General features: G+C 40.4%; 18 protein-coding genes and 1 pseudogene. 3 read left to right on the plus strand and 16 right to left on the minus strand.

Annotation, left to right across the window (positions count from 1 at the left end):
• Positions 1-62: 62 nt before the first annotated feature.
• Positions 63-914 (minus strand): glycerophosphodiester phosphodiesterase, encoded by an 852-nt coding sequence (locus ACE4RR_RS00850; protein WP_375533498.1) that lies wholly within the window; start codon positions 912-914, stop codon positions 63-65.
• A gap of 439 nt (positions 915-1,353) precedes the next feature.
• Between ACE4RR_RS00850 and ftsW the strand changes: the two genes are divergently transcribed.
• Positions 1,354-2,436 (plus strand): putative lipid II flippase FtsW, encoded by a 1,083-nt coding sequence (ftsW, locus tag ACE4RR_RS00855; protein WP_375533612.1) that lies wholly within the window; start codon positions 1,354-1,356, stop codon positions 2,434-2,436.
• 38 nt (positions 2,437-2,474) lie between these two features.
• Here the strand turns inward: ftsW and ACE4RR_RS00860 are convergent, their stop codons facing one another.
• Positions 2,475-3,653 (minus strand): FtsW/RodA/SpoVE family cell cycle protein, encoded by a 1,179-nt coding sequence (locus ACE4RR_RS00860; RefSeq protein ID WP_375533499.1) that lies wholly within the window; start codon positions 3,651-3,653, stop codon positions 2,475-2,477.
• Positions 3,654-3,850: 197 nt separating this feature from the next.
• The gene (locus ACE4RR_RS00865) at positions 3,851-4,495 is read right to left on the minus strand and encodes a glycosyltransferase (RefSeq protein ID WP_375533500.1); all 645 of its coding nucleotides are present in this window, start codon (positions 4,493-4,495) and stop codon (positions 3,851-3,853) included.
• 391 nt (positions 4,496-4,886) lie between these two features.
• Here ACE4RR_RS00865 and ACE4RR_RS00870 point away from each other — a divergent pair, with 391 nt between their 5' ends.
• Positions 4,887-5,960: a M14 family zinc carboxypeptidase gene (locus tag ACE4RR_RS00870; RefSeq protein ID WP_375533501.1), complete on the plus strand. Its 1,074-nt coding sequence runs from the start codon at positions 4,887-4,889 to the stop codon at positions 5,958-5,960.
• A gap of 478 nt (positions 5,961-6,438) precedes the next feature.
• On the opposite strand, the gene ACE4RR_RS00880 is transcribed toward ACE4RR_RS00870, so the two are convergent.
• Entirely contained in the window at positions 6,439-6,963 is a 525-nt protein-coding gene (locus ACE4RR_RS00880; protein WP_375533503.1) for a L,D-transpeptidase, read from the minus strand.
• 136 nt (positions 6,964-7,099) lie between these two features.
• On the minus strand, positions 7,100-7,546 hold the full coding sequence (locus ACE4RR_RS00885) for a hypothetical protein (RefSeq protein WP_375533504.1): 447 nt from the start codon (positions 7,544-7,546) through the stop codon (positions 7,100-7,102).
• A 638-nt stretch (positions 7,547-8,184) separates the two neighbouring features.
• On the opposite strand from ACE4RR_RS00885, the gene ACE4RR_RS00890 reads away from it, so the two are divergent.
• A complete protein-coding gene (locus ACE4RR_RS00890; RefSeq protein WP_375533505.1) occupies positions 8,185-8,628 on the plus strand; it encodes an RNA-binding protein in 444 nt (147 codons plus the stop codon).
• A 174-nt stretch (positions 8,629-8,802) separates the two neighbouring features.
• Here the strand turns inward: ACE4RR_RS00890 and ACE4RR_RS00895 are convergent, their stop codons facing one another.
• The 11 genes and pseudogenes from ACE4RR_RS00895 to pstB all read right to left on the minus strand — a co-directional run bounded on the left by ACE4RR_RS00895 (position 8,803) and on the right by pstB (position 17,134).
• Entirely contained in the window at positions 8,803-9,552 is a 750-nt protein-coding gene (locus ACE4RR_RS00895; RefSeq protein ID WP_375533506.1) for an ABC transporter permease, read from the minus strand.
• A gap of 1 nt (position 9,553) precedes the next feature.
• Positions 9,554-10,315 (minus strand): ABC transporter ATP-binding protein, encoded by a 762-nt coding sequence (locus ACE4RR_RS00900; RefSeq protein ID WP_375533507.1) that lies wholly within the window; start codon positions 10,313-10,315, stop codon positions 9,554-9,556.
• Positions 10,316-10,485: 170 nt separating this feature from the next.
• Positions 10,486-10,803: a DUF1048 domain-containing protein gene (locus ACE4RR_RS00905; protein WP_375533508.1), complete on the minus strand. Its 318-nt coding sequence runs from the start codon at positions 10,801-10,803 to the stop codon at positions 10,486-10,488.
• Complete coding sequence (locus ACE4RR_RS00910; RefSeq protein ID WP_375533509.1) at positions 10,800-11,153, minus strand: DUF1048 domain-containing protein; 354 nt, start codon at positions 11,151-11,153, stop codon at positions 10,800-10,802. The genes ACE4RR_RS00905 and ACE4RR_RS00910 overlap by 4 nt, the downstream gene beginning before the upstream one ends.
• A 38-nt stretch (positions 11,154-11,191) precedes the next feature.
• Positions 11,192-11,527 carry a DUF1048 domain-containing protein gene (locus ACE4RR_RS00915; protein ID WP_375533510.1) on the minus strand — a complete coding sequence of 112 codons (336 nt, stop codon included), beginning with the start codon at positions 11,525-11,527 and terminating at the stop codon, positions 11,192-11,194.
• 20 nt (positions 11,528-11,547) lie between these two features.
• Positions 11,548-11,865 carry a PadR family transcriptional regulator gene (locus tag ACE4RR_RS00920; RefSeq protein WP_375533511.1) on the minus strand — a complete coding sequence of 106 codons (318 nt, stop codon included), beginning with the start codon at positions 11,863-11,865 and terminating at the stop codon, positions 11,548-11,550.
• Between the two features lie 459 nt (positions 11,866-12,324).
• Positions 12,325-13,493 (minus strand): annotated as a pseudogene (locus ACE4RR_RS00925) (multidrug effflux MFS transporter).
• A 190-nt stretch (positions 13,494-13,683) separates the two neighbouring features.
• On the minus strand, positions 13,684-14,424 hold the full coding sequence (locus ACE4RR_RS00930; protein WP_375533512.1) for an SDR family NAD(P)-dependent oxidoreductase: 741 nt from the start codon (positions 14,422-14,424) through the stop codon (positions 13,684-13,686).
• 529 nt (positions 14,425-14,953) lie between these two features.
• Positions 14,954-15,649: a response regulator transcription factor gene (locus ACE4RR_RS00935; RefSeq protein WP_375533513.1), complete on the minus strand. Its 696-nt coding sequence runs from the start codon at positions 15,647-15,649 to the stop codon at positions 14,954-14,956.
• A 36-nt stretch (positions 15,650-15,685) separates the two neighbouring features.
• The gene (gene phoU / locus ACE4RR_RS00940) at positions 15,686-16,342 is read right to left on the minus strand and encodes a phosphate signaling complex protein PhoU (RefSeq protein ID WP_375533514.1); all 657 of its coding nucleotides are present in this window, start codon (positions 16,340-16,342) and stop codon (positions 15,686-15,688) included.
• A 12-nt stretch (positions 16,343-16,354) separates the two neighbouring features.
• Positions 16,355-17,134: a phosphate ABC transporter ATP-binding protein PstB gene (gene pstB / locus ACE4RR_RS00945; protein WP_375533515.1), complete on the minus strand. Its 780-nt coding sequence runs from the start codon at positions 17,132-17,134 to the stop codon at positions 16,355-16,357.
• Positions 17,135-17,147: the final 13 nt, after the last annotated feature.

The raw sequence follows: 17,147 nt of genomic DNA on the forward strand, positions 1-17,147 counted from the left end.
AATATTTCATAAGCAAAACGAAGCGCCTCTGCCTGAGCAGAAGCGCTTCATTTATTTAAGTATCATGCTGCTTCATCAGCCGGATGCGGATCAACGTAATCCGGGTAGTCTGTAATGATACCGTCAACGCCGAGCTCCAGGAGATAGTCCGCAGATTCTCGATCTCTGACTGTCCAAGGGTAGGTTTCCATGCCTTCGTTATGAATCCGTTCGACCAGCTCCTCATCCATCATATCCTTCGCTGGATTGACAGCTTCTGCGTATTCCTTGAATTCGGAAAGCTGCTCGTCTGATATGCCATCATCACTGTAGCTTAACAGTACACCGACAGGCACTGAGGGAAGAATGGAGTGAAAGGTTTTCATTGAATCATGGTCAAAGGACTGCACCATAATTTTATCGTTATTCGGACGATGCAGATTGCGGGCAGTAAGCTCATCCGCTACCTTTTGTTCAATTCCGGGATAGAGCGAAGGAGATTTGATTTCAATGAGAATGCCGATTTTCCCCCGGTATTCATCGAGCACCTCTCCGAGGGTCGGGATGGGTTCTCCGGCGAATTCTTCATCAAAGAAGCTCCCCGCATCGAGTTCCCTCATTGCTTCATAAGTCAGATCTTCCACGGCTCCGCTTCCATCCGTCGTCCGATCCACGGTAGTGTCGTGAATCACCACAAGTTCGCCATCTTCACTCATCTGCAAATCAAGCTCGATCATTTCTGCTTTCATGTCCACTGCCTTGTCAAATGCCGCCATTGTGTTCTCCGGGGCGTAGCCTGACGCTCCGCGGTGAGCCACCGTTGTCATCTGCTTTCTTTCCTTCTCCGTCACTCCTTCATTCGCCTGCGCCCCTCCCGGAAGCAGCATCGTCACACTCATCACACCCATCGCACAGCTCAGCAAGAGTCGTTTCATCAATATTCCTCTCTCCCTTCCCTATTTTTCACTATCACTTTAGCTGAGAAATATAAAGGGAAAATAAAGAGAGCATCAATTGTTGTAGAGGGCGTGTAAAAAATGTAAAATATTAGGATATATTGATGATACTCTCTCAAGAGGAAAGCAGTAATTCCGGAAATGAACGAGCGAAAATCAAAAAATGCAGTAAGTATGAGATGGGTAGATGGATGTACCTTTCTACAAAAAAATTCTTTAAATTGAAAAGAATGAATGCTTAAAAAAATGATATAATCTTACCAGATAAATATATATCTTCCTGCTTCCATTCAAATGAAAGTTATTTTATAGTTGATATCGGTCACCAACTCACTTCCAATTTGTTTCATCAATAAATGAAGGGGAGGGATACACTTTTTTTCTTATAAATGACTGGTCCAGATACGACCGGACCTTAATAATTACAACGATGCTTCTTTGTGTCTTTGGTTTAGTAATGGTGTACAGCGCAAGTTTTCCATTAGCAATCGATATGACTGGCAGTTCCACTCATTTCTTACGAAGACAGCTTGTTTGGTTTAGTATTGGTTTATTTCTCTTTTTGTTCATTACACGTATTTCATATAAAAAATATAGAAAAATAATCCCGCTTATACTTTTCGGGTGCTTCTGCTCTCTTATCGGAGTGCTGTTGTTCGGTCACAGTGTCAACGGAGCAAAGCGGTGGCTTGCTTTAGGTCCTTTTACAATCCAGCCATCCGAATTTGTTAAATTAGGCATGATTATTTATTTAGCACACGTCTATTCCAATAAACAATCGTATATTAACCATTTCGTCAGAGGCGTGCTTCCTCCTCTCATCGTTCTGATTTGTATGTTTGCTCTTATTATGCTCCAGCCTGACCTTGGTACAGGAACGGCTATTTTACTTGCAGGCGGTGTGATTGTATTTTTATCCGGGGCAAGATGGACCCACCTAGTCACCCTGGCTATCCTAGCATGCGGTGTAATTACCTGGTTAGCCTATCAGGCCCCATATCGCGTCCAGCGGCTGATCGCCTTTCGGGAACCTTTTGAAATAGAAGCTCAGGGAAGCGGTGGCTACCAGCTGATCCAATCTTATATCGCTATTGCTCACGGAGGTTTAACCGGGACAGGCCTTGGACAGAGTGTACAAAAAATGAGTTTTCTGCCCGAACCTCACACCGATTTTATATTTGCTGTCATTGCTGAAGAGCTCGGGATATTTGGCCTTTTCTTCACGATTGCGGCTTTTGCCATTATCGCAGTACGGGGCTTTCGCATCGCAGCAAGATGTGAAGATACATTTGGCCGACTGCTCGCGTTTGGCCTTGTATTTAATCTGCTGAGCCAGGCTCTCTTTAATAAAGCAGCTGTTACCGGCATGATGCCCATTACCGGGATTACGCTCCCGTTTATCAGCTATGGCGGCTCCTCCCTGTTAATCTCGATGATATCAATGGCGATACTCATAAATATTTCGAAAGACCGCCGTTCTGCTTCTCACTCGCATACGTAGGAAAAGCTTCATGAGAACGTGCTCTCATGAAGCTTATTTTATGCTTTTTCCTTATACTGAGAGTCTGAAGAAGAAAACATAAATACTTTTCTATTATAACGAACTCCCATTACCAGCCCGATCGCAAGCATGGTAGTTAATAGCGAGCTGCCTCCGTAGCTTACTAACGGAAGTGTAAATCCGGTGACAGGAAGAATACCCAAATTCATTCCTATATTCTGAAATACTTGAAAAGCAAGCATTCCAGCTATTCCCGCGCATAAGTAGGATCCAAAAGGATGATGACATTTAAACGCCGTCATGACGATCATATACAACAAAATAAAATAAAGCACGATTAATAACGCCGCTCCACCAAACCCATGAGTATTTCCAATGATAGCGAATATAAAATCGGTATGAGCTTCTGGAATGTAAATCTGATGGTCAGAACCAAACACCTTTCCCGTTCCAATCAATAACAACGCCTGTGCCGTCTGATATCCTTCATCGACATATTCGAACGGGTTAAGCCACCCGTAAAAACGACGTACTTGATAAGGGGAAAGATACGAAAAAATATACTGGTCAATGACAGCCGGGTATCGAAAAAATACCCACAGGAACATTGCAATTCCCAGTAAAGGAATACCAAAAAGCACTGCTAATATCTTAAGTGAAACTCCTGATACTATGAGCATCGTGATGAATATAGAAGTTGTCATCATCACCATGCCCATATCCGGCTGATTGACCAAAAACAGAACAGGTGGAATAACAACCACAGTCATTTTTCCTATCAGCTTCAGGTCTGCACTTAACGTATGCGAATATCGCTGGTTATGTTTAAAAGTAATATTGCTTAACGTTATGATAATGAAAATTTTCATTAATTCGGACGGCTGAAAAGAGCCAATCAGCGGCAGCTCAAACCATCTTACGGCTCCTTTACTCGGTGGTGCTATAGATGGAGGGGCAATTGCTAAAAGCATTAACAGAAATAACCCCAAAAAGTAGAGGAGCCAGGATAAATACATATAATATTCGAAGTCAAAGTGCAGGATTAAAAAAATCATCAGAAAAGCGACAAAATAAAATACAGCCTGCCTGATAACAAAATTCGTATCGTACTGAGACATTTCCTGAGCATAGAAAATAGACAGACAGCTGATTACACTAAAAAGAAATAAAACAAAAAACATGTTGATATCATATTTTTCATATTTAATATTTTCCATAGTTCACCACACAAAAAATACTTTCTAATCTTTTACTATAAAGGTTTCAGCCTCAGTGGTCTATAGTGTTAAAATAATGTTTATAAAATTCACATAAAAATATATTAAAAGCAACAAACTCTGCGAAACATTCGAGCAGCAGCAACCACTTTTAAAAAAGAAAGAAGCTTCAGCAATCAAGCTGGAGCTTCTTTCTTTTAATTATTAAACTTCTCTGGAAATTGTTTTACAACTGCCTCAGAGATGGTGTCTGCCATTATGATTATATGAGTGATCCCTTCATCAATCGCAGCGATCCTTGCGTCCCAATCTTTTTCTAAGCTTGCCGTTAAGTCATCTGCCACCATTTCCAGATGCGTATACAACAAATTTTTTACGTCCTCATTTTTTAAATTAGGATTTGCCTCACTAAGGAATGCCGCTATATCATCAGCATTTCTATACCATTCTTTGTTTAGTTGCTTCACTTTGTCTTCCTCACCATTTTTAGCTGCTTCTACAATCTCGCCAGCAATAGAAATATGCTCCTTAAGTAATTCCGTAAGTGTATTCCCTGCGTCCTCTCCATATACCGGCTTCACTGCATTCCCGATATCCTCCTGATTTTTCAGAAGCCTTGCCAGCACCTGCTCCTGATCCTCCGCTCCTGCCGTTGTCGCACTTGTAATATAATTACTTGTCCATAATACATGATCAATCCAAAGTCTCCTGAATTCATTTTCGAATTCCACCTCTGATTGACTAATGCATTGTTCCTCTGTGTTCTCATTGGCACTAATGTCTCCAGGCAGCATGTTTAGCAGAAATAACAACGTAAATGCCATCAACAATAATCTTTTCATCAAACCGACTCCTTCCAAAATAAAAAATACCTTCATATTATTGCTATAGCGATTTTTTTCATTCATTAAAATAAGGAATCTAAAGGAGTGGCCATTAAATTGAAATAATGTTCTTTTATAAAGTTTGAGCAAAAATTCCTCATAAGCCAGCATTATACGATAAATAAGCGTTCATTTAAATTTCGTTTTATAGTAATACTAATTTTTCTTATATCCAAATTATGTTAATAAAACACTATTACTATCTTGCTTATCTGAATAATCCTGTTTGCCGTCAAATTAAATTCAGTACTTTTGGAATAGTTCTATATTATCTATATTTTTTAATAAAAGGAAAATATAAAGTTATGTGGAAAATAATAGAATAAATTCCAAAAGGAGGATGGTTTATGTGATCAAAAAAATTGTAAAGACAGGTATGGTTACGGCATTATCTTTTTCTTTATTTACATCCCCGACATTCGATAATTCTATTCTTGCAGCAGGGAACGGACCATACGTGAATGAAAACCAGGAAATAAAAATCGAGCGGTTAACCAGCTATGAAAAGATGAAATCCTTCCTAGAAAAAGCTGATCGCAAAGCAGAGCATATTTCGGTCGAAGTCATTGGACAATCAGTGAAAGGTCGGGACCTGCATCTTGTAAAGTTTGGCAGCAGCGAGGATAAGCCGACGATATTAATGCTGACTCAGCAGCATGGAAACGAACCATTATTAACGGAATCAGCCTTTCAAGTAATTCAACAGCTATCAACAAACAGCAGGGAAGTAAAAGACTTAATGGAACAGGTTAATATTTTATTTGTTCCGCGTTTAAACCCAGATGGAGCGGAAGGGGATGTAGACTGGGATACTTCCCATATTTTGGGCGGCGGCCAGCAAACACGTAACAATGCGAATGGGATCAACTTAAATCGGACTCATAATTCTTTGTCCCAGCCGGAAACACGAGCGCTGCATGAAGAAGTACTGCAGCAATATGACATTGACTATGCTATTGATTTTCACCACCAGGTGGCGAACCGCGTTATTGATGACGAAGGGAAAGAACAACTTGTATCTGCTGCCATGCTTTACCCGACTAGTAATGTGACGGAAGAAGTTCTGGAAAAATCTAAACAACTTGGCGCTGTCGTACATGCTGCAATAGAAGAAAAAGGCTATAGTACCATGGCAAAATATCATATGGGCGATACGTTGACCTCTAATGCACGGAACAACCTGGCAACTCGTTATGACATTCCAACCCTGTTATTTGAAAACCGCGGTCTGTCGGCTTCCCCAAATACGGATTCTATTCTAGGACAGAAAAGCAGTGGATACCTAATTGGACAGGGGAAAGTGGCAATGATGTCGGCAATAAAAGCCATTGCTGATGGCTCGATTGATTCTGCTGATCCAGGCATATGGGAGTCGCTGCCGTTGCAGTATACTTCAGGGGGCGAAGTGGAAGAAGGAGAATAAAATGAAGGGGTATTAGCCAGTGCCGCACCTTACCCTATAAAATGGTCAGTTCAATAAATGAGGCTTTTCAACTGATAGTAAATGACTTCGGTATTTTGCCGGGGTCATTTCTATTAATCCCCATTGATAACGATCATAATTGTATTTTTCTATGTTTTCATTCACTTTAAGCTTTCCTTCCGTACACACACAACCCCGAATAAAGACTAAGTATGTCCTTAATTCGGGGTATAGTTGAGAGAAAGCTTTCCTTAGACGCTATTTACTGAATAATGCTTTCCTTGTTTTAGTCCCTACAAAGCCATCAGCCACTTGAGCTTTGAACTCTTTACAGCACATAAGTCTGCGTTTCAACGAGTCATCAACATTTATACTGAATTTTTTCTGTAGGGTAGATTTTTCACTACTTCTCCTTTACTATCCCTCAAGGGGAAGGTATCATTTAAAGGTTTCATAACTTACAACTACTTTATCTGGCTTAGTCAACTTCAAATTCTTCCGCTAACTCCGAGAATGATGATGAAGAGCTTGTAATATAGACCGGAATATTTTTATCCACCCGGTCATACAACCAGATGACATCATCATTATGCATTCGAATACAGCCATTGGACGCGTAAGTTCCAATCGAAGACGGCTCATTTGTTCCATGCACTCCATAAATATTTCCGGAGGTATGCCCCCAGTCTCCAGGCACTTCTAACCCGAGCCACCTTGCGCCTAATGGATTCTCTGGATCTCCACCTGGGATATCTCTTTTATAAAATGGCCTGTTTTTCACTTTATTAACAAGAGAAAATTCCCCTTCAGGAGTTAAATCTTCTGTTCTTCCCGTTGCTACAGGAAACACTTCCTGAAGAGTTTCTTCTTCATAAAAAGCCAGTTGGTTGTTACTTTTGTTAATAATAATCGCCTGGTTCTCGTCGGCCTCTACCGGCTTTACCATTAAACTTAAAATCAATCCCAAAATCCCCATTGCAAATGCAATTTTTCTTATACCCATTCTCTTTCCTCCATTTAGTTGGAAATAGTATACTCCGGGTGATTGGGGAAGTAATCGTTGGAATGTCTGTCAAAATAAAGAAATTTCAGAGTAGATATGAGCAATCATATGAAGTGGGCCAACTGCCCCCTCTTAGTTATTTTAAGATTTTCGTATATTTTAACGCTCCGATTAATGACTCAAAATCTTCGTTTACTTGGTTAATGACTGCTTCTTCTTTCCCTTTGGTGGAAAGGTTTGGATTAATTTCTAACAGATGACCTCCTTTAAATGTGATTTCCAATCTTTGTGGAGGGGTATTATCGTCAAACTTATAATGCTCAAAATATTCCTTCATGGAAATAATTTCGTCTGTAAACCATGTTTCCTTTGTCACGTTATTAGTTACGTCCACACTTAGAACCGTGAGGGTACCATCCTTTCTGTTCACGATGAAGAGTTTATTCTCTTTAGGAGTAAGAACTTCTAACGGTTTGTAGGTGTCTGATTCGAATACCTCTTCTGTGAACTCTAATACAGCCGCAGCACGTAAATTCTGTTCGAACGGAGTCCTACTTAATCTTTCGTTAATGGCGATTCCCATTATAATAAAATCCTCCTAAAATTTGTATTTGTTTTACATTTACAAAAATACCCATTATATGGAATGTTAAACCTAAATATTGGAAATGAACCGATGTAACTATTGAATTAGATTACTAAAGATAGAGAGTCGATTTTTCTCGACAACATTTATCTCAAACCAAAGTTTTATGTCAAGTGAAAATTTTGTTCCATACTATTCAAACGACACAGCTATGAAAAGAATCTCTTACTAGCAAGGTGGATATTATTGATACGAGCAGCACATTTCATATGACAATTGAATATACTTTTGCTCCAGTAAGGCTTATATGATCAAATGGTAGATTTTAAAGGGAATGGAGGAAATAACTCTTTAGCATATACATCAGATCAGGATTATAATTAACTCCTTCCTTTGTATATAGTGCTCTTGCATACCACACATTGTTTACTCCAGGTCCATGAATACCCTTAGCCAAGTAAAGAGAGCATCAATTGTTGTAGAGTCTGTGTAAGGAATGTTAAAAATTAGGATATATTGACGACACTTCTCCAGCAGTTGACCACGGAGTAAGTAGTGCGCCGGCTATCAGTTATGGGTATAAAATTGTGTTACCATTGAATTTCAATAAATATTTATAAAGGATGTGACATTGTATGCATGAGTCAGCAATGAAGGAAAGAATCAAAGAGTTTTTCAAGACATATGAAGACCAATTTAATATTGCTTTAGAGGGTAAAGCTGATTTAGAAAAGATTGCAGGATTCTATTCTGAAGAATTTATTGCAGCAAATCCATCCGGTGTAAAAGCAGGGGAAAATAATAATGAACTTAAAGAAGCTATGGATAAGGGATATGAATACTACCGTTCAATAGGAACTAAAAAAATGGAATGTAAGGAAGTTCAAATCACTCCACTTGATGACAAACATGCTGTTGCCCATACTAAATGGAATTCAGTTTATCTTAAAGACGAAGAAGAAGTATCCATTCCATTTAAAAACAATTATCTTATCAAATTTAGGGATGGCAAACCTATTATCTTTGGGTGGATAACTGGTGACGAATCACAACTATTAAAAGATAAAGGTATTATCTAACGACAAAGAAGGTGAATAGATACTATACAGGGACATTAGTTTAGTAAGACTATAATACATATAGGACTTATATATAAAGAGCGCAATCCTCACTTCAGATCTGCGCCCGTAATGCAGAACAATTATTTACAATATTCTTTTATAATTTATGGTTTCTCAGAATATCATGGTGCCTTACCCTAACTGGCGTTTAAATTCTTTACTTGCAAAGAAGTAAGCAATAACCATGATGGCGGCGCACCAGGCAAGTGCGGTCCAGATATCGCTGCCAACCGTACCTTCAAACAAGAGGGCACGAAGCGCATTCACGATGGAAGTCACGGGTTGGTTCTCAGCGAACGCACGGACAATTTTAGGCATGGTTTCGGTAGGAACAAATGCCGAACTGATAAATGGCAGGAAAATCAGCGGGTACGAGTAGGCTGTTGCCCCTTCCATAGATTTCGCTGTCAACCCGGGAATGACTGCAAGCCACGTCAGTGCCAGTGTAAACAGTCCGAGTATCCCAACTGCTGCGAGCCAATCCAGGATATCAGCACTGGAGCGAAAGCCCATCAAGAGTGCGACGAAGATAACCACCACGACCGTAAGTGCATTGGAAACAAGTGAAGTTAACACGTGAGCCCACAGTACAGAAGAGCGCTTGATGGGCATCGTAATGAAACGCGCCATCAGCCCGCTCTTTACATCCGTAAAAAGCCTCAAGGAAGTGTAAGCGACGCCGGAAGCAATAGCGATCAGCAGAATTCCCGGCAATAAATAATTGACGTAGTTTTCCGTCCCGGTCTCAATGGCGCCGCCAAATACGTACACAAACAGCAGCAGTAACATAATCGGCGTGATCGCCACCGTGATAATCGTATCCGGGCTGCGCATGATATTGCGCATTAAACGCCCCAGCAATACTCCTGTTTTACTTTTCATTTTACATTTCCTCCTTTTTGCCGGTGATCGCCAGGAAAATTTCTTCCAGTGTTGGCTGCTTTTCGATATACTCCACTTTCGCCGGCGGGAACATCTCTTTGAGTTCGGTAAGGGTGCCGGTTGTGATGATTTTTCCGCCATGCAGGATGGCGATACGGTCCGCAAGTTGTTCGGCTTCCTCCAGATGCTGGGTCGTCAGCAGGATGGTCGTGCCGCCGCCGGCAAGCTTCTTGACAGTCTCCCAGACTTCAATACGTGCCTCGGGGTCAAGCCCGGTCGTCGGTTCGTCGAGAAAAATAGCTGCAGGTGTGCCGATCAGGCTCATAGCGATGTCAAGCCGGCGTTTCATCCCGCCGGAATACTTGTCGGCCCGGCGATTGGCAGCCTCCTTTAAGCTGAATCTTGCCAGCAGATTGTCGGCAACTTGAGCGGGGTTGGAAATTCCCCGCAGCCTGGCGATCATCATCAGGTTTTCCCTCCCTGTGAGCATGCCGTCTAAAGCTGCGAACTGCCCTGTCAGGCTGATACATTGGCGAACATGATCCGGTTGACGTTGGACGTCAAAACCGTAAATTCCTGCTTCGCCGCCATCAGGCTTCATCAGCGTCGAGAGGATATTGACCGTCGTTGTCTTGCCCGCACCATTTGATCCCAGCAGTGCGAAAATTTCACCGCGCCCTACCTCAAAATCTACTCCCTTTAACACTTTCTGGTCTTTAAAGGATTTTTTTAAGCCTGTTACAGAAATCGCTGCATTGTTCATCCTTTTTTCCCTCCTTTTACGAAATTCAGATTGTCTCCCGCTACTTAGTTTTACTGGTAACATGTATTACTTACTACCAGGGAAAAAAATAAATCTGAATAGGAAATGCGGCACATTTCTACCCAGCTGTTCAGTCAGTAATATCTATTGAATTTACTTTTTTCATATCCTTACCGCTTTTTTGATTTTACCGCTTCTTGATAGAGATCAGCGTAGGTTGTTGAATCTTCAATCAGCGCATCGCAGAAAGCGGAAACGTTTGTTCCTGTAATTTCTAGTACACCTTTTCCAGCAGCAGCGCCTTCTTCAAAGAAGTCGAGAATGTCCGAGAGCAGTCCGCTGCCTTCATGCAGTTCAACAGGACCGACTTTGAAGAAATATTTTTGGATCTCTTTATAGACAATTTGATAATCTTGTGGTAGTGCTTTGACACGAGAAACATGGGCTCTCCCTTCTTTTTTGCCTTCGATAATTTTTTTGAGACTCATTTCAGTCCTCCTAATTTTCTTGCTACATTCTTGTTGAGTTGGTCACGCCATTTATCTCTGTACGTTTTTGTGCCTTCGTCTCCAACAAGCGCTGCGCAGAAGCCTTTGATATCATCTCCCAGCACTTCTTCGACGCTCTGGCCGTCTGCTGATGTAACTTCAAGCAGTTCAAGAGCACTGTCAAGAATGGGCATCAGATTACGACCGGTGAAATCTCCGTAAATCCAGAGATTACTACTAATTTCATTCCAGGCAGTTTGATATTCAGCTGGCAGGACTTTTGCTCGTGCTTCAAAACCTTTTATTTCTTTCGTCATATCGCTGCCGGTGATTTTTTCAAAAATGTTCATCGCAGCCTCCTTTAGATACTAAGCTGTTCAGTAAAGTTCTAGTATTTAATTTCATCGTTGAGTTTTTGACGGTGCTTATCCACCCACGATTTTGCATCAATGACAAGATCATCACAGAAAGCTGCTACGTCGTCGCCGGTAACTTCTTTCACGCGCTTTCCATCAGCTGCGGCTTCTTCAAGAAGGTCGATGATGTGATTAAAAACGAATTTCGTTTCCTGCCAATCCATCACGCCGCCGGTGGTCCAGAGATATTTTTGCATCGCTTTATAAGCGTTGTAGTACTCACTTGGAAGTGCCTTTGCACGTGCCTCCATCGCCTTCCATTCCCGCTTGTCGTTCAGGCTTCCGGTAATTTTTTCAAAGATACTCATATTACATCTCCTTTTTGATTCTATTTTTTTAGTTCATTAATAGTGCTCGAGACAAATTCCCATTTTTTCCAAAAAGTTTCAAGATGCTCTTGGCCTGCTGCGTTGAGTGTGTAAAATTTTCTCGGCGGTCCCATAGTGGATGACTTTTTCTCAATGTTCACCAGATTGTTTTTCTCAAGCCGCATGGTAATCGTATAAACTGTGCCTTCAACCACATCAGTAAAGCCAAGCTCCCGAAGCTGCTGAGTGATTTCATAACCGTAGGTTTCACCGCGGCTGATGATCTCAAGCACACAACCCTCAAGCACCCCTTTCAGCATTTCTCTGAAATTTTCCAACTTTACCCTCCTTTTGTGTTTCACTTTCTTCACTACTCTGTATAACTGGTATTAAGTGTTACTTATTACTTGTATATAGTATAGCATAGTAGTGTCGTTTGTCAAGAATTTATTCGTCAAATAAGCCCATTTATAAATCGTCTAATAACCTTTGAATATCAGAAATCAGATCAGGAATCCATTCACGTGCAGCCGTGATAGCTTTAACTCCATAATCTAAAAGCTGACGAAGTAAATGTATTGTCCAGCAGATTCCCCCTATGTTGATCTGCCATTCAATATCATTTGACCAAGTATCATCAATTTCCTCACAATACGCATGAATCAAATCGGTTGATGTTATATTGTTTTCTTTTGCGGAATTAATTAAGCAGTATAAATCTCCAAGATGGGGGGTTATTACCCCCCCCAACCTAAACAATACTGAATATCTCGGATGTGATAAACATTAAAGTAATTTTAAAATAAGGAAGAGGATGTTTCAGTATAGCGGTGACGTATAAAAATGATATAGCATACCATCGCTCCCATATTCGCAGCCATTATTGTTAATCCCATCGGCACCGCAGTGGATTCTCCTGCAATGCCTACGAGAGGTACAGTCATACCGTCAAACAGGTAGGGTAGCAATCCCAGCAGGGCTGCCGCGCTTCCTGCTCTATCTCCCTGTAATTCCATTGCCAAAGAAAAACATGTAGTAGTGACGATCCCGACGCTCGAAACTATAAAGAATAATGGAATAACAATAAAAAGAAAAGGAGCCTGAATAATAATCATCCCAATTAAAAAAAGACTTGCCGTTAAAGAAATACACAGCCCGGCTAAAAGCATTCGGCCAGCAGAAACAATCGCAGACAGTCGTCCCGTTAGTTGACTGCCTATAATGAGCCCCATTCCATTAATGGCAAACAAAAGACTGAATTGCTGTGGGGAGACTCCGTAAATCCCTTGATAAATAAATGGCGTACCGGAAACATAGGCAAAAATTCCAGCCATGAACAATCCCTGGATCAATGCATATCCAAAAAATGTTCTTTCTTTTATTAGTTTTCCAAAGGTGAGAATTGATTGCTTTATGGTACCTTTAGAACGTCTGGATTCCGATAAGGTTTCAGGCATGGTGAACAAAACCATTAAGGCCATAAATAAAGCAATGGCAGCCAGCAAACCGAAAATACCACGCCAGGTGGTTATTTCTAATATAAAGCCACCAAGGATCGGAGAAATTATTGGTGAAATACCTACTATAAGCACCAGTAAAGAAAAATACTTTGTTAAATCCCTGCCGGAATATAAATCTCTGACAATGGCACGGGAAATAACGACGCACGCCGAAGCAGAAAACCCTTGTAAAAATCGTGCGGCAATAAATACCCAAATGGTCGGAGAATAGATACAGCGATATAACAAAATAGAAATATAATTAAAGGTTTTTTTCTCCCCATCTTATCACTTAGCGACCCAATAACTATTTGACCGGACGCAAGTCCAAATAGTGCTGCGGTTAAGCTTAATTGAACAAGTGATGCGTTTGTTTGTAACGATTGTGTAATAGATGGAAAACCTGGCAGGTACATATCTATCGTAAGTGATCCGAAGGCTGCTAATGAGCCAAGAAACACTATCATTCATATTCGATGCTTCGCCTTTAGTAGAGTTGGCACTGCTGTTATAGATTTCAAAAAAAGAACACCTTTCGTATCTTTTAATAGCAGACAGGTAGTGAAAGAGTTGTCATGCCAGCCCCATTATAATTACTCTACTCGAGCTCGATCTAAGAATAAGAAAAAATGGCTTGCCACTATCACTGTCCTTCTGCTAAAGTGTCCATCCGCCATCGACCACAATTGTCTGACCCGTAACGAAGTCTCCTCCTTGTATAATGCCAAGGACCATGCTGCCTATATCTTCTGGATCTGCCACTCTACCTAACGGTGTATTTTCTCCAAACTTTTTAATATGCTCATCTTTCCCGTCCACCCAACGCGTATTTACAATTCCCGGAGCTACTGAATTTACCCGGACATGTGGAGCGAGTACGCGGGCAAACGATTTAGTAATGCTGATCCCGGCTGCCTTTGATGCAGCGTAAGCCATCGAACTTCCCGCTCCGTTCAGCCCCGCTATAGAAGTGATGTTTATAATACAGCCCTCATTTTTCTTTAGCTCTTCAGCACAGGCCCTGCTTACAAAGAAGCTGCCTTTCACGTTAATGTTAAAAGTGTTGTCCCAGTATTCTTCCAGCATTCCATCGAGATCGTCGAGCTCTACAAAGTTTGTTGCTCCTGCATTATTTATTAAGATATCTATGGATCCAAATTGGTCCACTGCTTCTTTGCACATGGCTTCTACTTCGTCTACTTTTGATACATCAGCTTTGTAAGTAAACGCCTTTACACCAAAAGATTCGATTTCTCTTAAAGTCTTTTCCGCCTCTTCCTTTGACCTTGAATAATTCAGTACAATATTGGCTCCCTGCTCTGCTAATTTCAATGCAGTGGCTCTTCCTATCCCTGTCCCAGCACCAGTAATAACAGCTGTTTTATTATCAATTTTCATTTATACTCTCACTTCCTATCACGAAAAATTTGGAATACAGAAAACTTCCTCCCTATCTAACTATACTTAAGTCTGCTTATAATACTCAAGGTCTACACTCTCCTCATTCAAAAAAACTCATTTCTCATCCCCGAAACTATTTCCTCTGTGCACCAAGTGTCGGGCTACTGCAACCTCCAAATATTCTGCATGATCCCAGTATTCTAGTGTTTCGCGCTCTTCACTGACTTCAAAACATAGCTGCAAATGCTTTTTTCATAGAAATAATCTCCTCTATATCATTCGATTTTCGCTCCAGGCGAACGCTTTCCGTGGGCTAGTTACCCTTAATGATTGGAAATTAGAAGCAATCCCTAAGAGGGGACTGAAACTGTCAATCAATCTTTGGAAAAAACTCCAACTATCCTCCACACTCTTATTAAATTTCCCCTTTTGTTTAGCCGATTGAATACCTGCGCGTTGCAAACAAACCTCGTCGATTGACCACGACAAAGTAAAAGAACAGCAGCTCACACGAAGGCTGCTGTTCTTATTCAATAACAGAGGGAATGTCAAATATATAACCGACCCTCGTTATAGTTTTTATATACAGAGGATGAGATCGATCTTTTTCGATTTTGGAACGTAAATTACTTATATAAGAGTCAATCACTCGTTCTTCAGAAGTTCCCGCTAAAAGCTTTATTAGTTCTTTACGTGTTAAAATATTTCCTCTACGCCGAAACATATACACAAGTATTTTCATCTCGTTATGGTTTAATTCCTTGGATCGGTTGTTGATTGTTATTTTATAACTTTCAGGAAATATCTTTAGTTCTCCGGCATCAAAAATATCACCACTGTAGTCGTTCGCCATTGAAACGATTCTTTCATATAAACGAAGTAACCTCCGTACTCGAGCTATAATTTCTCTTTTTCTCTTATCACTGTGAACAATGTCATCTATTCCAATTTCAAAAGCTAAAACACAGTCAATCTCTGAAGCATCGGGAGATACAACAAGAATCGGCAGATGGATTCCAGATAAACGAATTCTTCGACCGATTTCTGAATATGAAAATCCAGGCCCAATAAAAAGCAGATGGTGTTTTCGATAAAGTATTGCCTCTATACATGCTGACTCTGTATCCCACTGAATGAAATAATAATTATCTGAACCTAATTGTTTTTCTAATATAGGCAGCCAGGTATTATCTCTGTCTAATAGTCCAATGATTTTTTTCACGTGCTACCCTCTTTTCTATTGTCAGAGGTTTTCTTTTTAATTGTTTAAGTCATATTGCTTCCCTTTTACAAGGTAAATGATACTTTCGGAAATATTAGTCACATGATCGCCAACTCTCTCTAAATCCCTGCAAATGAAAGTGAGTTGAGTAACCTGGGTTATAACGGAAGCATCTTTACTCATGTATTGAAGTAATTCTCTTATTAAAGCCCCGTGTAATTGATCGATTTCATCGTCGCGTTCTGCAATGGATTTTGCTTTCACAATGTCTTCTTCCCGAAACGCCTCGATCACATCATTTACCATGGTAATCACTTTTTCGGCTAAATTAGGGATATCCTCTAAGGGCTTGAACAACTTCTTATCCCCGATACGAATGGTTGATTTTGCGATATTTACCGCTAAATCAGCTATTCGTTCTAAATCATTCGAGATTTTAAGAACGGTGATTAATCTTCTCAAATCGGTGGCCACTGGTTGTTCTTTCGCAATTAACCAAATTGCTTCATCATTTAACTCTTCTTCCAGCTGATTGATTTTGTAGTCTTTATCAATAATTTGGACACCAGCCTCTATATCCTGGGTTTTTAAAGCTTCTACAGACTGCTGAAGTGCTTTTTTAGATTTATTTCCCATCTTCACTAATTTAGTTTGCAGATCTGAAAGATTGTTCTCAAAATTAGTACGTGCCATGTTATAGCCCCCTTATCCGAATCTTCCTGTAATATAATCTTCTGTTTGTTTATTCTGTGGGTTATGAAATATTTCATCTGTGTGCTCATATTCAACTACATATCCGTCTAAAAAGAATGCTGTACGATCAGAAATGCGTGCAGCTTGCTGCATATTGTGTGTAACAATAACGATGCTGTATTTCTCTTTTAAAACACGAATGAGCTCTTCGACCTTGTTTGTTGAGATAGGGTCAAGTGCTGATGTCGGTTCATCCATCAAGATAACTTCAGGCTCGATTGCTAAACAACGTGCAATACACAACCTTTGCTGTTGACCTCCAGACAGGCCCATTGCATTGGTCTTCAGCCTATCTTTTACTTCATCCCAAATCGCAGCATCCCGAAGACTTTTTTCTACAATTTCATCCAGTTTGCTTTTTTGACGGATACCGTGAATTCTTGGACCGTAAGCCACGTTTTCGTATATGGATTTTGGAAAAGGATTCGGTTTTTGAAAAACCATCCCCACTTCTGTTCGTAGATCTTCAACTTTATATTTCGGATTAAAGATGTTCTCTTCCCTGTAATTTATGCTTCCTGCCATGCTGACAGTCGGAATCATTTCCACCATTCGATTTAAAGATTTGATAAACGTTGATTTTCCACAACCAGAAGGTCCAATAATCGCCGTGACCTCATTCTTATAGATATCCATATCTATATTATGAAGTGCTTGTTCTTTGCCGTACCATAGATTAAATTGATCCACGGAAATTATTTTTTCATGCTTCACTTTTTGTTCTTGTGTCAAGATGTTCATCCCC

It is taken from the genome of Alteribacillus sp. HJP-4 (assembly GCF_042139015.1).
Classification (GTDB): Bacteria; Bacillota; Bacilli; order Bacillales; family Marinococcaceae; genus JBHIKY01.

Bases quoted from the DNA above. Each gene is read 5' to 3' on its own strand.
- ACE4RR_RS00850 (WP_375533498.1), bottom strand. From the start codon at position 914: ATGAAACGACTCTTGCTGAGCTGTGCGATGGGTGTGATGAGTGTGACG.
- ACE4RR_RS00860 (WP_375533499.1), bottom strand. From the start codon at position 3,653: ATGGAAAATATTAAATATGAAAAATATGATATCAACATGTTTTTTGTT.
- ACE4RR_RS00865 (WP_375533500.1), bottom strand. From the start codon at position 4,495: ATGAAAAGATTATTGTTGATGGCATTTACGTTGTTATTTCTGCTAAAC.
- ACE4RR_RS00880 (WP_375533503.1), bottom strand. From the start codon at position 6,963: ATGGGTATAAGAAAAATTGCATTTGCAATGGGGATTTTGGGATTGATT.
- ACE4RR_RS00885 (WP_375533504.1), bottom strand. From the start codon at position 7,546: ATGGGAATCGCCATTAACGAAAGATTAAGTAGGACTCCGTTCGAACAG.
- ACE4RR_RS00890 (WP_375533505.1), top strand. From the start codon at position 8,185: ATGCATGAGTCAGCAATGAAGGAAAGAATCAAAGAGTTTTTCAAGACA.
- ACE4RR_RS00895 (WP_375533506.1), bottom strand. From the start codon at position 9,552: ATGAAAAGTAAAACAGGAGTATTGCTGGGGCGTTTAATGCGCAATATC.
- ACE4RR_RS00900 (WP_375533507.1), bottom strand. From the start codon at position 10,315: ATGAACAATGCAGCGATTTCTGTAACAGGCTTAAAAAAATCCTTTAAA.
- ACE4RR_RS00905 (WP_375533508.1), bottom strand. From the start codon at position 10,803: ATGAGTCTCAAAAAAATTATCGAAGGCAAAAAAGAAGGGAGAGCCCAT.
- ACE4RR_RS00910 (WP_375533509.1), bottom strand. From the start codon at position 11,153: ATGAACATTTTTGAAAAAATCACCGGCAGCGATATGACGAAAGAAATA.
- ACE4RR_RS00915 (WP_375533510.1), bottom strand. From the start codon at position 11,527: ATGAGTATCTTTGAAAAAATTACCGGAAGCCTGAACGACAAGCGGGAA.
- ACE4RR_RS00930 (WP_375533512.1), bottom strand. From the start codon at position 14,424: ATGAAAATTGATAATAAAACAGCTGTTATTACTGGTGCTGGGACAGGG.
- phoU (WP_375533514.1), bottom strand. From the start codon at position 16,342: ATGGCACGTACTAATTTTGAGAACAATCTTTCAGATCTGCAAACTAAA.